A 14,466-nucleotide genomic window follows, 5' to 3' on the forward strand; every position below is an offset into this window, starting at 1 on the left:
GGGGTGGTGCTGCCAGCCTAGGCCCTCCCCGGAACCGGCCCCGGCCGGGCCGTTCACTCCCCGTCGGGATTCAACCACCGTCCGTGCGGGGCAAGACCTGGGTGTACGGCTACGTGGAGGTGGCGGCGAGCATGACGGGGATGTCGAGGGCACGGGTGGCCCGGCGCATCGCGGCCGGCGCCGCGTACGGCGGCGGGGGGATCGGGCTGGCGGGCGCGGCCGGCGCGGGGCTGCTGCTGGCGCAGGCGCGGCTGGCGCGGCGCCGGGTGGGCAACGGCACGAGTCCTTACGTGCCCCACGCGGACGGACTGTACGGCGCCGCCTGGACCGTGCCGGGCGAGCCGGCGCTGCGGCTGACGATGCTGGGCGACTCCACGGCCGCGGGCCAGGGCGTGCGGCGGGCCGGGCAGACGCCGGGCGCGCTGCTCGCCTCGGGGGTCGCGGCGTTCGCGGAGCGCCCGGTGGGGCTGTCCACGGTGGCGGTGCCCGGGGCGTGCTCGGACGACCTGGACCGGCAGGTGACCCGGACGCTGGCGGACCCGTCGAGGGTGCCGGACATCTGCGTGATCATGGTCGGCGCCAACGACGTGACGCACCGCATGCCGCCCACCCGCTCCGTGCGCCACCTCGCCTCGGCGGTGCGCCGGCTGCGGACGGCCGGCGCGGAGGTCGTGGTCGGCACGTGCCCGGATCTCGGCACGATCGAACCGGTGCGGCAGCCGCTGCGCTGGCTGGCCCGGCGCGCCTCCCGGCAGCTGGCGGCGGCGCAGACGATCGGCGTGGTGGAGCAGGGCGGGCGCACGGTGTCGCTGGGCGACCTGCTGGGTCCTGAGTTCGCGGCGAACCCGCGCGAGCTGTTCGGCCCGGACAGCTACCACCCCTCGGCGGAGGGGTACGCGACGGCGGCGATGGCGGTGCTGCCGACGGTGTGCGCGGCGCTGGGGCTGTGGCCGGCGGACGAGGAGCGGCCGGACGCCGCCCGCCGTGAGGGCTTCCTCCCGGTGGCGCGGGCCGCCGCGGAGGCCGCCGCGGAGGCGGGCACGGAGGTCGCCGCGGCGATGCCGGCCGGGCCGCGCGGCGCGTGGGCCCTGCTCAAGCGGCGGCGCCGGCGGCGCGTCACGGAGGCCGAGCCGGAGCCGTCGGCCCGGCCGTGACGCGGACGCCCGTCCGGGGAGGGAACGGAAGCCAAGCAAGCGCTTAGACAGTTGCGGTCCATGTCACACCGCGACACGCGTGACCGCACGCACACGTACGGGTAGCTTCGCCTCAGGCGCCGCACCGACCCGCCGGTATGCCCGCCCGCGCCCGACCGCCGAGCGCCCCGCCGCCGCCCCTTCACTCTGGAGCCGTGATGCCCGAAGCCGTGATCGTTTCCGCCGCCCGCTCCCCCATCGGCCGCGCCTTCAAGGGCTCGCTCAAGGACATGCGGCCGGACGACCTGACCGCCACGATCATCCAGGCCGCCCTGGCCAAGGTCCCCGAGCTGGACCCGAAGGACATCGACGACCTGATGCTCGGCTGCGGCCTGCCCGGCGGCGAGCAGGGCAACAACCTCGGCCGGATCGTCGCCGTGCAGATGGGCATGGACCACCTCCCCGGCTGCACGGTCACCCGCTACTGCTCCTCCTCGCTGCAGACCTCCCGGATGGCGCTGCACGCGATCAAGGCCGGCGAGGGCGACGTCTTCATCTCGGCCGGCGTCGAGACGGTCTCCCGCTTCGCCAAGGGCAACTCCGACAGCCTCCCGGACACGCGCAACCCGCTGTTCGCCGAGGCCGAGGCGCGCACCGCCGCCGTCGCCGAGTCCGAGGGCTCCACCTGGCACGACCCGCGCGAGGACGGCCTGCTCCCCGACCCGTACATCGCCATGGGCCAGACCGCGGAGAACCTCGCCCGCTGGAAGGGCGTCACCCGCCAGGAGATGGACGAGTTCGGCGTCCGCTCGCAGAACCTCGCCGAGGAAGCCATCAAGAACGGCTTCTGGGAGCGCGAGATCACCCCGGTGACGCTGCCCGACGGCACGGTCATCAGCAAGGACGACGGCCCGCGCCCCGGCGTGACCATGGAGGGCGTCTCCGGCCTCAAGCCCGTCTTCCGCCCCGACGGCCTGGTCACCGCCGGCAACTGCTGCCCGCTCAACGACGGCGCCGCCGCGCTCGTCATCATGAGCGACACCAAGGCCCGCGAGCTGGGCCTGACCCCGCTGGCCCGGATCGTGTCCACCGGCGTCTCCGGCCTCTCCCCGGAGATCATGGGCCTCGGCCCGGTCGAGGCGAGCCGGCAGGCCCTCAAGCGGGCCGGCCTGACCGTCGACGACATCGACCTGTTCGAGATCAACGAGGCGTTCGCCGCCCAGGTGATCCCGTCCTACCAGGACCTGGGGATCCCGCTGGAGAAGCTGAACGTCAACGGCGGCGCCATCGCCGTCGGCCACCCCTTCGGCATGACCGGCGCCCGCATCACCGGCACGCTCATCAACTCCCTGCAGTGGCACGACAAGCAGTTCGGCCTGGAGACCATGTGCGTCGGCGGCGGGCAGGGCATGGCGATGGTCGTCGAGCGCCTGAGCTGACCCTCGCGCGCCGCCGGGTGACCGGCCCGGCACACCGCGTGAGATTCCGGCCCGGCACCCCGCTCGCCCGGGATGCCGGGCCGTTCCGTGATCCAAACTCCGCCAGGATGTGACCTATGCCTCGCGGGAGGGGCATCCGCGCAGGTCACAGCCGACCCACCCGACACCCCGACCCCGTCGTGCTGCCCGATTCGTGACGTTACGCACTGACAGACGGTTAGTCCGCCCTTCAAGCTGAGGTAGGAAGTCGGGGGTCGACTGTGAACCGGGAGTACGTCAGTGAGCGCCATGCCGATCGCCCTGCTGATCACCACGGCCGCCACCGGCGCCGTGGGCGTCGCCGTCCTGCGCAGCGTGCTGGTGCTGCGCCGACAGGTCGCGGCACTGCACACCGAGCTGGCCAGGAGCCAGGCGACGGGCCGTGCGCAGGTCCCGCCCGCCCGCTCGGCCGGATCCGACGAGATACGCACCGCGGTCGCGGAGGCGCTCGCCGAGGAGCGGGAGCGCGAGCTGGCCGAGGCGCGGGCCTTCTGGGCCGCCCAGGAGGCCCGTGACGCCTCCGACGGCCCGTCCCTGCTGGGTCTGCCCGACAGTGAGCTGTTCCTGCCCCGGCAGGCCGACTTCGCGGGCCTGGAGCCGGTCGCCGAGTCCGGCGCCGACACCGAGGAGCACGGCGGCGACTCCCCCGAGCTGGCCGCGGCCCGCCGCCGCCACCCCTCCCACCCCGACTTCGTGCCGCACTCCCCGCCGGTGGTGAGCGACCACGAGTACACGGTGGAGGTGCTGGAGGAGCTGGCGGCCGCGCGCACCGGGCTGACCGACGTCCGTCCGGGCCCGCTGGGCACCCTGGACGTGTACGTGTTCGCCGACGGCACCACGCTGTGCATGACGCCGGGCCACCGCGAGACCGCGGAGCGCCTGGCCGAGGCCCTGCGGGCGGGCGAGACGCCGTTCCTGCTGGGCGGCTCCGGCGTCTCCGGGGCGTACACGCTGACGTTCTCCTGCGGCGAGGACAGCGTCTACATCCTCGCGGACCGCGTCATCGCGTCCCTTTGACGTCCTCGCCGTCCCGGGGCCTCCCGCACCGCCCGGCGCACGCCTCCCTGTGCGGGAGCGCGGGGTCACACGCCCGCGCGTCCGCGTGTCTCCTCCACGAGCCGGGCGGCTTCCGCCACGTCCTCGTCGCTCCCGAGCACGAGGGCGTAGTCGTGCCCGGCGACGGTGATCTGGTCCGCGGCGGCGAACATCCCGGCGTCCGGCATCTCGCGCGGCTCGGTGCCCGGCTCCTCGACGAGCTGGGTGCGTCGCGCCAGCTCCCTGGCCAGGGCGAGCGCCTCGGCCGCCGCGCCCCGCTGCAGCCGGCTCTGCGGCGCGGCCCGCAGGCGGTCGGCGAAATGATCCACGGCACGGGTGAAGGGCGTCGTATCAACCACGCGGCGAGCGTACGCGGCGCGGCGGGACCGCCGCCAACGGGCGGGTGCGGACACGCGCAAGGGCCCCGGCGGAACCGGGGCCCTTGTGCGCGGTGGACGCCGTGGCGTCAGTCGCTGCTGCTGAGGATCGAGATGAGCCGCAGGAACTCGAGGTAGATCCACACCAGGGTGAGGGTGAGGCCGAAGGCGGCGAGCCAGGCCTCCTCGCGCGGGGCGCCGTAGGCGATGCCGTCCTCGACCTGCTTGAAGTCCAGGGCGAGGAAGCAGGCGCCGAGGATGATGCCGACGACGCCGAAGAGGACGCCGAGCGCGCCGCTGCGGAAGCCGAGGCCGTCACCGCCGCCGATCACCGCGAACAGCAGGTTCACGGCCATCAGCAGGATGAAGCCGAGCGCGGCCGCCATCACGAAGCCGTAGAAGCGGCGGTTGACGCGGATCCACCCGGCCTTGTAGGCCACCAGCACACCGGCGAACACCGCCATGGTGCCGAGCACGGCCTGCATGGCCGCGCCGTCGGCGATGCGGTTGTCGACGACGCTGGAGACGACGCCGAGGAACACGCCCTCGAAGGCGGCGTACGTCAGGATCAGCGCGGGCGACGCCTTGCGCTTGAAGGCCTGCACGAAGCCCAGGACCATGGCGACCAGCGCGGCGCCGATGCCGATGCCGTAGGACCGGCCGATGTTGGCGTCGTCCACCGGCAGCAGCGCCCAGGCGAGCGCGGCGGTGACGATGAGCACGCCGAGCGTGGTGCCCGTGCGCATCACGACGTCGTCGATGGTCATCCGGCCGGCCGCGGCGGGGGCCTGCGGCGGCGCGCCGTACTGCTGCTGCTGCGTGTACGGGTCCTGGGCGTAGGGGTTCTGGGCGTACGGGTTGCCCGCGGGCTGTGCGTACGGGTTGGCCTGCGTAGCGACGGCGGGGCCCCCGGCCTGCGGCGCGGTGTTGAAGCCCGCGTAGCCGTTGTCGCGGCCGAACCCCCGTCGCGAGAAGACCGGGTTGCTGCTCCTCATTTCACTCCTCCATGGCCACTCGGTGCGGCCTTGGCTCAAGAGTAATAGGTAGGCAAAGGAATGACCCTAATGCTTGGGGAGGATCTTTCCCTCGTTGTGCTGCGCAACACGCTACGCGGCTTCATGATTCCCCTCACCACGGGCGGCGGACCGGTACCGAGCCGGTACCTGCCCGGTACCGGCCGGAGACAGTGATCACTCCGGGGGAAGCCGGTGCGGCCCCCGGCGGGTGCGGGGGCGGCGGGCGAACCGCGGCTCGGTGCCGCCGTGCCGCAGGACCTCGCGGCCCGCCCCCTCCCCCGCGCCGGCCGCTCGCAGTACGTCATGGAAACCACGACTTCATCGGGCCACCCGAACGGACTTGTGCGCGGGCCGTGCCCCGAACCCACGTCCCCGTGCAGGCGAAGCCGCAAAACACCTCACGGGAGACGAGCAGCAGGCCCCGGCGCCGGTGCGGCGGGGCCTGCCCGTCACCTTCGAACGGCCGTCAGGCGCCGACCGCCGAGAACCCACCGTCGACGTGCAGGACCTGGCCGGTGACGGCGCGGGCCGTGAACCCCGTGGCCACGTGGTGGATGACGCGCGCGATGCGGTCCAGCGGCGTCGTCTGCAGGCCGCTGCGGCCCGGACATGGGGAGGCCCGGACCGGTCCGTACGACAGATCACGAGGAAACCGCGTGATCAAAGAAGGCGCCCACACGTACATCGACGGGCGTGGGCCCGTCGTCCCGTGCACGGGGAAGTACGCGGTGAAGCTGGACGACCCGTTCACCGTCATCCGCGACCGCTGGACCGCTGCCGGGATCGCTGGCGCCTACCGACCACTGCGTGCGGGGTTCGAGCTGACGGACCGCTGCAACGACGCCTGGCGCCAGCGGTGCGCCGGCGGGACGCATGAGCGACAGCGCGTACCGCCTGCCCCACGGGTCGGGCCCGACGGCCGTGGTGGTGCCCGGAGCCGGACTTGAACCGGCACGCCCGCTCAGGGGCAGCGAGGTTTAAGCTCGCCGTGTCTGCATTCCACCATCCGGGCAGGCCGTGGGCCCCGCTTCGCGGTTCCGAGCCTATCGGTGGCCCTCCCCCCGGCGGCGGCGGGATCGGCTGATCTTGTCTTATTTTATTGGCGACTGATGGGCCATCAGCCCAGCTAACGCACCGTCAGCACGCGCCACCAGCCTTGCGTGCGGCGGGACGCCCCGCACACGGAATGACGTAATTTCACCGTCCGAACGAGGGCGCCCCACCCGTTACGGACCCGACCCCGGTCGGGGTCCCCCGTCATCCCCAGGTATGACCCCGGGTCCGGCGCTCCCTCCCGAGTCGCCCTCCGGAACCGGAGCAGCGGCTGACTACACGGCGGCGAAGCCACGGAACGATGGTCACGTCCCCGAGAACACGCCGTCCCCACAGGAGCCCGCCCGTGACCACCGCCCCCCTCGCCGACCGGGCCACCGCCGTGGCCGCACGCGCCACGGAGCTGTCGAAGATCTACGGCCAGGGCGAGACCCGGGTGGTCGCCCTGGACCGGGTCTCCGTCGACTTCCGGCAGGCCGAGTTCACCGCGATCATGGGACCCTCGGGCTCCGGCAAGTCCACGCTGATGCACTGCGTCGCCGGGCTCGACACCTTCACCTCCGGCTCCGTGCGCATCGGCGACACCGAGCTGGGCGCGCTGAAGGACAAGCAGCTCACCCGGCTGCGCCGGGACAAGATCGGTTTCATCTTCCAGGCGTTCAACCTGCTGCCGACGCTGAACGCCCTGGAGAACATCACGCTCCCCATGGACATCGCCGGCCGCAGGCCCGACAAGGAGTGGCTGGACACGGTGATCCGGATGGTCGGTCTGTCCGACCGGCTGAGCCACCGGCCCGCCCAGCTCTCCGGCGGCCAGCAGCAGCGGGTCGCGGTGGCGCGGGCGCTGGCGTCCCGGCCCGACATCGTCTTCGGTGACGAGCCGACCGGCAACCTCGACTCCCGCTCCGGCGCCGAGGTGCTCGGCTTCCTGCGCAACTCCGTGCGCGAGCTCGGCCAGACGGTGGTGATGGTGACCCACGACCCGGTCGCCGCCGCCTACGCGGACCGGGTGGTCTTCCTCGCGGACGGCCGGATCGTCGACGAGCTGCACGGTCCGACGGCCGACTCGGTGCTGGACCGCATGAAGCGATTCGACGCCAAGGGCCGCACCAGCTGACCCGGGGCCGCCCTCCCCCGCCCGTCCCCTCTTCACGTACGTCTGGACCGAGAAGACACCCATGTTCCGTACCGCCTTGCGCAACGTCCTCGCGCACAAGGCCCGGCTCCTGATGACCGTGCTCGCCGTGATGCTCGGCGTGGCCTTCGTCTCGGGGACCCTGGTCTTCACCAACACCCTTTCCGCCGCCCTGCAGAAGCAGTCCGCCAAGGGCTTCGACCACGTCGACGTCGCCGTCACGGCCGCCTGGAAGAGGGCCGAGGGCGACCGGGTCGGCGAGTCGCACCGCCTCACCCGCGACCTGGTCGACGACGCCGCCGCCGTGCCCGGCGCCGAGCGCGCCGTCGGGGTCGTCTCCGGCTTCACCGCGATCGCCGACAAGGACGGCAAGCTGATCGGCGGCGGCTTCCAGTCGCAGGGCGGCAACCACTGGGGCGACGACGACCCCCGCTACCCGCTGGCCGAGGGGCGCGCCCCGAAGGGCGAGGGCGAGATCCTCATCGACTCCGAGACCGCGCGGCGGGCCGGCTACGAGGTCGGCGACAGGGTGCGCATGTCGGTCGACGGCCCGGTCCTGGAGCCGGTGATCACCGGTGTCTTCACCACCGACGACGGCTTCGTCGCGGCCGGCGGCAGCCTCACCCTGTTCGACACGGCGACCGCGCAGAAGCTGCTCGGCGAGCCGGGCGTCTTCGACGAGATCGCCGTGACGGCGAAGCCGGGGGTCGGCGACGCCGCGCTGATGGCCCAGCTCGAGAAGGCGCTGCCGGACGACGTCGTGGAGATGACGACCGGCGAGGAGCTGGCCGACGACCAGGCGCGGTCCATCGCCGCGCAGATGGACGGCCTGAAGCAGGGTCTGCTGGTCTTCGCCGGGATCTCGCTGTTCGTCGGCACGTTCATCATCGCCAACACCTTCACCATGCTGGTCGCCCAGCGCACCAAGGAGCTGGCGCTGCTGCGGGCCGTCGGCGCCTCCCGCCGCCAGGTCACCCGGTCGGTGCTGGTCGAGGCGCTCGTGGTCGGCACCGTCGCGGCCGCCACCGGTCTGCTCGCCGGCGTCGGCATCGGCGTCGGGCTGCGCTCCCTGATGGGCGCCTTCGACGCACCCGTGCCCGACGGCCCGCTGGTCGTCAGCCCCGGCACCGTCGCCGCCGCGTTCGCCGTCGGCATCGTCGTCACCGTGCTCGCCGCGTGGCTGCCCGGTCGGCGCGCCGCGAAGATCCCGCCGGTGGCGGCGATGAGCGCGGTGCACGCACAGGCGACCACCAAGTCGCTGGTGCTGCGCAACACCGTGGGCGCGCTGTTCTCGGCGGCCGGGATCGCGGTGGTCCTCGCGGCCACCACGATGGACGGCACCGAAGGCCAGGCGCCGATGGGCCTGGGCGCGGTGCTGCTGATCATCGGCGTGTTCGTGCTGACCCCGCTGCTGTCCCGTCCGCTGATCGCCGCCGCCTCCCCGGTGCTGCGCCTGTTCGGCGTGGCCGGCAAGCTGGCCCGGCAGAACTCGGTGCGCAACCCGCGGCGCACCGCCGCCACCGCGTCCGCCCTGATGATCGGGCTCACGCTGATCACCGGCATGACCGTGGCGGCGGGCAGTCTGCAGCAGGCCATCGACAAGATGGCGGCCGACGCGGTCAAGGCCGACTACACGGTCTCGATGGTGAACTACCACGCGCTGTCCCCGGACGTCGAGAAGACGCTGGAGAACACCGAGGGCGTGGTCGCCACCAGCCCGATGCGGGGCGCGATCACCCGTGTCGGCGGCGAGACCGAGTACGTCACCGGCGTCGACGGCTCCACCATCGGCGACCTGCTGCGGCTGCCGGTCCACGACGGCACGTTCGAGATCGGCGGCACCCGGGTCGTCGCGGACCGGGAGACCGCGGCGTACTACGGCTGGAAGACCGGCTCGGCCTTCACGGTGGCCTTCGAGGACGGCGAGAAGGAGCGGCTGACGCTCGCCGGCGTCTACGAGTCCAACGACATGGTCCGCGGCGTCCTGCTCGACACCGCGGTCCTCGCCCCGCACGACCCGGAACCGGACGACATGCAGGTCCTGGTGAAGACGGCCGACGGCGCGTCCGACGCGGTCAAGGACTCGCTGGAGAAGGCCCTCGGCAGCAACCCGGGCATCGCGGTCCAGGACCGGAAGGACCTGTCCGACGAGGTCGGCCAGATGTTCACCGTGGTGCTGAACATGGTGTACGGGCTGCTGGCGATGGCGGTGGTCGTGGCGGTGCTCGGCGTCGTCAACACCCTGGCGATGTCGGTGTTCGAGCGGTCCCAGGAGATCGGCATGCTGCGGGCGGTCGGCCTGGACCGCCGGGGCGTGAAGCGCATGGTCCGGCTGGAGTCGATGGTGATCTCGCTGTTCGGCGCCGTGCTCGGCATCGGCCTGGGCGTGTTCTTCGGCTGGGCGGCCGGCGAGCTGGTCGCCTCCCGGATGGACACGTACGAGCTGATCGTGCCGTGGGGCCGGATGGGCGTCTTCCTGCTGCTGGCGGCGGTGGTCGGGGTGCTGGCCGCGCTGTGGCCGGCGCGGCGCGCGGCCCGGCTGAACATGCTGCAGGCGATCAAGGCCGAGTAACCGGGGCGTCCCGGCACGACGGCGGGTCCCGCTCCACCCGGAGCGGGACCCGCCGTCGTGTGCCGGGCCGGTTCCGGGCGCGGCCGCGCAGCGTGAGCCCGGGGGCTCCGGTCCCGGAGGTCCGCACGGCGACGGTCTGGTCGACGCCGATGCGGTCGCGTTCGAGGGCAAGCACGGGGGCGGCCGTGCGGAGCTGCCGGACGCGGGCCCGTCCCGGCCCGGCGAGGACCGCCGGGCCGGGACGGGCCCGGACTCCGGGTCGGCCACCCGGCGGCGCGGGGCGCGGCGGTGGCGCACGACCGGGACGGGGCGTCCGGAGGGCCGGCTTCCGTGCCGTCCCGGGTACGGACGCGCACGGGGAGGAACGCGCCGGTCAACCGCTCGCGGATGCCTCTCGGCCGCGAGCGGCGTCCGCCACGGCGTACGCCTCCGTGACCGGACCCCGGAATGCCGTCACCACGACACCACCTGGGCGCGGCCCTGACGGTCCCCGGCACGTGACGTCTTCGGGCGGGCGCGGAAACGCGACCCGTCGGGAGTCACCCCCGAACACGCCGAAGGAACCGCCCGCACCACGGATGGCGGGCGGCCCCTTCGACAGTGGCCTGCCTACGGCTGACCTCGGGTCAGGAGGCCTCGGCCTGGGTCAGGAGGCCTTGGCCTCGGTCTTCTTCGGCTCCTGCGCGGCGGGCGCCGGGGCCGGCTTGGCGGCCTCGTAGAACTCCTCGCGCGGGGACTCGATCGCGCCCAGGGACACGACCTCGCGCTTGAGGAACATGCCGAGGGTCCAGTCGGCGAAGATCCGGATCTTGCGGTTCCAGGTCGGCATGGCCAGGCCGTGGTAACCACGGTGCATGTACCAGGCGAGCCGGCCCTTGAGCTTGATCTTGAACTTGCCCATGACGATCATCGCCACGCCCTTGTGCAGGCCGAGGCCCGCGACCGCGCCCTTGTTGGCGTGGCTGTACTCCTGCTGCGGGAAGCCCCGCATGCCGGAGATCACGTTGTCGCCGAGGACCTTGGCCTGGCGCAGCGCGTGCTGGGCGTTCGGCGGGCACCAGGCGTTCTCGTTGCCGGCCTTGCGGCCCACGAGGTCCGGCACCTGGGCGTTGTCGCCCGCGGCCCAGATGTAGTCGGTGCCCTTGACCTGGAGGGTCGGCTCGGTGTCGACGTGGCCGCGCGGACCGAGCGGCAGGCCGAAGCGGGCCAGCGCCGGGTTGGGCTTGACGCCCGCGGTCCACACGATGGTGCCGGCGTCGACCTCGAGGCCGTTCTTCAGCACCACGTGGCCGTCGACGCAGGAGTCCATGGAGGTGGACAGGTAGACCTCGACGCCGCGGCTCTCGAGGTGCTCCTTGCCGTACGCGCCGAGCTTGGGGCCGACCTCGGGGAGGATCTTGTCGGCGGCGTCGACGAGGATGAAGCGCATGTCCTCGCGGGACACCGTCTTGTAGTACTTGGCCGCGTCCCGGGCCATGTCCTCGACCTCGCCGATGGTCTCCGCGCCGGCGAAGCCGCCGCCCACGAAGACGAAGGTGAGCGCCTTGCGCCGGATCTCCTCGTCCGTGGTGGAGTCGGCCTTGTCGAGCTGCTCGAGGACGTGGTTGCGCAGGCCGATGGCCTCCTCGACGCCCTTCATGCCGATGCCCTGCTCGGCGAGACCGGGGATCGGGAAGGTGCGGGAGACCGCGCCCAGCGCGATCACCAGGTAGTCGAAGGGCAGCTCGTACGCCTCGCCCACCAGCGGGGCGATCGTGGCGACCTTGCGGTCCTGGTCGATGGTGGTGACCCGGCCGGTGAGGACCTCCGCCTTGGGAAGCACGCGCCGCAACGGGACGACGACGTGCCGCGGGGAGATGCTGCCGGCGGCGGCTTCGGGGAGGAAGGGCTGGTAGGTCATGTACGACCGCGGGTCGACGACGGTGACGGTCGCCTCGCCGTAACGCATCTTCTTCTGGATGCGCCGAGCTGCGTACAGGCCTACGTACCCACCGCCTACTACGAGGATCCTGGGACGCTCCGTGGTGCTCATGGCATCGAGTATCCACCCGCCTCGGAGGGGTACCTCGTGCGCCCCTTCACAAGCTTCGACAGGGCCTGTGCTACCATCCCGCGTTTCTTGATCCAGATCACAGTGCGGATCGGGAACCGGTGCCGCGGGTGACGCGTTGTCAATGCCGCGTGAGCTGCCCCTCTGTCGTCTCGAGCGGACCGTGAGGCCGACCGGGCGGCCGGTGCGACCGGTGCGCGCAGACCCTCCCCGACTCCCTTCTGAACGTGTTCAAAGGGGTGTTGAACGCCCGAACAGGTCAATCGGACCCACTTCTTCGCCCTCTCCGGGCCAATTCCTTGTGAAGAACTTCACGAACTTTCCCGCACGGGTCCGCCCGAGGGGCCCGAAGGCCCCCTCGGAGCACCGCTCAAACGCCATCCCGACTGCTCAGCAGAGGTCTACTCGCCGGTAACAAAAAGTCGGGCCACGGGCCGGGCGGCCACGCACTCGTCATGCCCCTGGCCGAGGCGGGCGACCGGCGGGACGTCTGCCGCACCCGGTGACGCCCCGCCCGCTGCCGGCCTCGTCCGGCAGCGCCCCTCAGCGCGCCTCGGCGGCGCAGCCGTGGGCGATCCCGTCGAGGATGTCGTGCTCCGACACCACGACCTCCTCCGCGCCCGTCCGCTCCATGATCGCCAGGAGCACCAGGGCCCCGGCGCCGATCACGTCGACCCGGCCCGGGTGCATCGACGGCACCGCCGCCCGCTCGGCGTGGGTGGAGCGCAGCAGCCACCCGGTGATCTCGCGGACCCGGTCGCGGGAGACGCGGGAGTGGTGGATGGCCGCCGAGTCGTACTCGGGCAGGTCCTGGGCGATCGCCGACACGGTGGTGACGGAGCCGGCGAGACCCACCAGCGTCCGTGCCTCGCGCAGCGGCACCGCCTCCTCCGCCCGGTCCAGGGCGGCCTCGATGTCGGCGCGCATCGCGGCGATCTGCTCCTCGGTGGGCGGGTCCGTCACGGCCCCGTCCCGCACCAGGTGGCGCTCGGTCATCCGGACGCAGCCGACGTCCACGGAGCGGGCGGCGCGCACGTGGTCGTCGCCGACGACGAACTCGGTGGAGCCGCCGCCGATGTCCACCACCAGGAACGGCCGGTGCAGGCCGTCCCGGCCGGTCAGCTCCCTGGTGGCGCCGGTGAAGGAGAACTCCGCCTCCTGGTCGCCGGTGATCACCTCGGGTTCCACGCCCAGGATCTCCACCACCCCGCGCACGAAGTCGTCGCGGTTCTCGGCGTCACGGGAGGCCGAGGTGGCGACGAAGCGCAGCTTCCGCGCGCCGTGCTTCTCGATGATCTGCGCGTACTCGCGGCAGGCGGCGAAGGTCCGCTCCAGCGCCTCCGGCGCCAGCCGGCCGGTGCGGTCGACGTCCTGGCCGAGCCGCACGATCGTCATCCGCCGGTCCAGGTCGGTGAGTCCGCCCGTCGCCGGGTCGACGTCGGCCACCAGCAGCCGGATGGAGTTCGTCCCGCAGTCGATCGCGGCGACCCGGGTCACCGGCCCTCCCCCGTCTCCTGCGCCGGCGTCACGCACGGCCCCTTGCTCCACCACTGCGGCAGCATCGCCAGCGCCTCGTCGCCCAGCGGGTTCACGCCGGGGCCGGCCGCGAGCGAGTGGGCGACCAGCACGTGCAGGCACTTCACCCGGTCCGGCATGCCGCCCGCGCTGGGGAAGTTCCTCAGCTCCTCGATCTCGTCGCGGCGCCGGACGTAGTCCTCGTGCGCCGCGCGGTAGGCGGCCGCGAGCTCCGGGTCGGCGGCCAGCCGCTCGGTCATCTCCTTCATCACGCCGTTCGCCTCCAGCGTGCCGATCGCGGAGTTCGCCCGCGGGCACGTCAGGTAGTACAGCGTCGGGAAGGGCGTGCCGTCGGGCAGCCGCGGCGCGGTCTCCACGACGTCCGGCTGTCCGCAGGGACAGCGGTGCGCGATGGCGCGCAGCCCGCGCGGGGGTCTGCCGAGCTGCTGCTTGAAGGCCTCGACGTCCGCGTCGGCGGGCTCGGTGCGCGGGGTCGTGGGCGGAGGGGTGTCCATACGTGTCTTTCTGCGATGTTCCGTCGGGTCACTGGTCGGCGGCGTCGGCCTTGTCGACACCGTCCCAGACGTTGGCGTACCAGGGGCGGTCGGCGGCCCGGAGGTCGCCGCGCGTGGTGGTGGCGCCGGCCGGGTCGACGACGATGTAGCCGGTCTCCCCCGGCATGACGTAGTGCAGGCGCCTGCGGATCTCCTGCTCGGCGTAGGCGTCGTCCTGCCAGCGGGCCTTGAGGTCGCGCAGCCGTTCGACCCGCTGGCGGGTCTCGTCCTGCTCCTTCTGCAGGTCGGCGATCTCCGCGCGCTGGGAGACGTACTGCCGCATCGGGTAGGCGAGGGCCACGACCAGGGAGCAGACCACCAGGACGAGCAGGGCCGCGCGGCCGGTCAGCCGGGAGCGGCGGGCCTGCCGCTTGGTCTGCGAGCGGTAGACCCGGGCCGCGGTCTGCTCACCGATCAGCCGGATCCTGGTCGCGGTGGAGAAACGGTCCCGGTCCTTGACCGCCATGTTCCCGCCTCTCGTTCGGTCTCCTACGCGCGTACGTCCCCGCACACGGTACGGGACCGGGTACGGGGACGTACGTACGACG

12 protein-coding genes and 1 tRNA gene are annotated in these 14,466 nt (G+C 72.8%); 5 read left to right on the top strand and 8 right to left on the bottom strand.

The features are described from left to right. Positions 1 to 131 precede the first annotated feature (131 nt). From ACWH4W_RS03110 to ACWH4W_RS03120, 3 genes are all read left to right on the top strand, one after another. Positions 132 to 1,154: an SGNH/GDSL hydrolase family protein gene (locus ACWH4W_RS03110; protein WP_473077398.1), complete on the top strand. Its 1,023-nt coding sequence runs from the start codon at positions 132 to 134 to the stop codon at positions 1,152 to 1,154. Between the two features lie 197 nt (positions 1,155 to 1,351). Further along, positions 1,352 to 2,572, top strand: coding sequence for an acetyl-CoA C-acetyltransferase (locus ACWH4W_RS03115; RefSeq protein WP_473074315.1), 1,221 nt, complete (start codon positions 1,352 to 1,354; stop codon positions 2,570 to 2,572). A 279-nt stretch (positions 2,573 to 2,851) separates the two neighbouring features. Further along, entirely contained in the window at positions 2,852 to 3,628 is a 777-nt protein-coding gene (locus tag ACWH4W_RS03120) for a hypothetical protein (RefSeq protein ID WP_473074316.1), read from the top strand. A gap of 65 nt (positions 3,629 to 3,693) precedes the next feature. On the opposite strand, the gene ACWH4W_RS03125 is transcribed toward ACWH4W_RS03120, so the two are convergent. The 4 genes from ACWH4W_RS03125 to ACWH4W_RS03140 all read right to left on the bottom strand — a co-directional run bounded on the left by ACWH4W_RS03125 (position 3,694) and on the right by ACWH4W_RS03140 (position 6,051). Further along, the gene (locus ACWH4W_RS03125) at positions 3,694 to 4,005 is read right to left on the bottom strand and encodes a hypothetical protein (protein ID WP_473074317.1); all 312 of its coding nucleotides are present in this window, start codon (positions 4,003 to 4,005) and stop codon (positions 3,694 to 3,696) included. A 107-nt stretch (positions 4,006 to 4,112) separates the two neighbouring features. Next, positions 4,113 to 5,018 (bottom strand): Bax inhibitor-1/YccA family protein, encoded by a 906-nt coding sequence (locus ACWH4W_RS03130; RefSeq protein ID WP_473074318.1) that lies wholly within the window; start codon positions 5,016 to 5,018, stop codon positions 4,113 to 4,115. Between the two features lie 487 nt (positions 5,019 to 5,505). Next, on the bottom strand, positions 5,506 to 5,796 hold the full coding sequence (locus ACWH4W_RS03135) for a hypothetical protein (protein WP_473074319.1): 291 nt from the start codon (positions 5,794 to 5,796) through the stop codon (positions 5,506 to 5,508). Between the two features lie 168 nt (positions 5,797 to 5,964). Then, positions 5,965 to 6,051, bottom strand: a tRNA-Leu gene (locus tag ACWH4W_RS03140). 387 nt (positions 6,052 to 6,438) lie between these two features. On the opposite strand from ACWH4W_RS03140, the gene ACWH4W_RS03145 reads away from it, so the two are divergent. Together ACWH4W_RS03145 and ACWH4W_RS03150 are read left to right on the top strand one after the other, a co-directional pair. Continuing rightward, a complete protein-coding gene (locus tag ACWH4W_RS03145; protein WP_473074320.1) occupies positions 6,439 to 7,209 on the top strand; it encodes an ABC transporter ATP-binding protein in 771 nt (256 codons plus the stop codon). 61 nt (positions 7,210 to 7,270) lie between these two features. Then, entirely contained in the window at positions 7,271 to 9,799 is a 2,529-nt protein-coding gene (locus ACWH4W_RS03150) for an ABC transporter permease (RefSeq protein WP_473074321.1), read from the top strand. A gap of 646 nt (positions 9,800 to 10,445) precedes the next feature. Here the strand turns inward: ACWH4W_RS03150 and ACWH4W_RS03155 are convergent. The 4 genes from ACWH4W_RS03155 to ACWH4W_RS03170 form a co-directional block, all read right to left on the bottom strand. Next, positions 10,446 to 11,831 (bottom strand): NAD(P)/FAD-dependent oxidoreductase, encoded by a 1,386-nt coding sequence (locus ACWH4W_RS03155; RefSeq protein ID WP_473074322.1) that lies wholly within the window; start codon positions 11,829 to 11,831, stop codon positions 10,446 to 10,448. A 561-nt stretch (positions 11,832 to 12,392) separates the two neighbouring features. Next, on the bottom strand, positions 12,393 to 13,346 hold the full coding sequence (locus ACWH4W_RS03160; RefSeq protein WP_473074323.1) for a Ppx/GppA phosphatase family protein: 954 nt from the start codon (positions 13,344 to 13,346) through the stop codon (positions 12,393 to 12,395). Next, positions 13,343 to 13,879 carry a DUF501 domain-containing protein gene (locus ACWH4W_RS03165; RefSeq protein WP_473074324.1) on the bottom strand — a complete coding sequence of 179 codons (537 nt, stop codon included), beginning with the start codon at positions 13,877 to 13,879 and terminating at the stop codon, positions 13,343 to 13,345. The genes ACWH4W_RS03160 and ACWH4W_RS03165 overlap by 4 nt, the downstream gene beginning before the upstream one ends. 28 nt (positions 13,880 to 13,907) lie before the next feature. Next, the gene (locus ACWH4W_RS03170; RefSeq protein WP_473074325.1) at positions 13,908 to 14,384 is read right to left on the bottom strand and encodes an FtsB family cell division protein; all 477 of its coding nucleotides are present in this window, start codon (positions 14,382 to 14,384) and stop codon (positions 13,908 to 13,910) included. Between the last annotated feature and the right edge of the window lie 82 nt (positions 14,385 to 14,466).

The sequence above is a fragment of the Streptomyces sp. DSM 120436 genome, assembly GCF_055778765.1.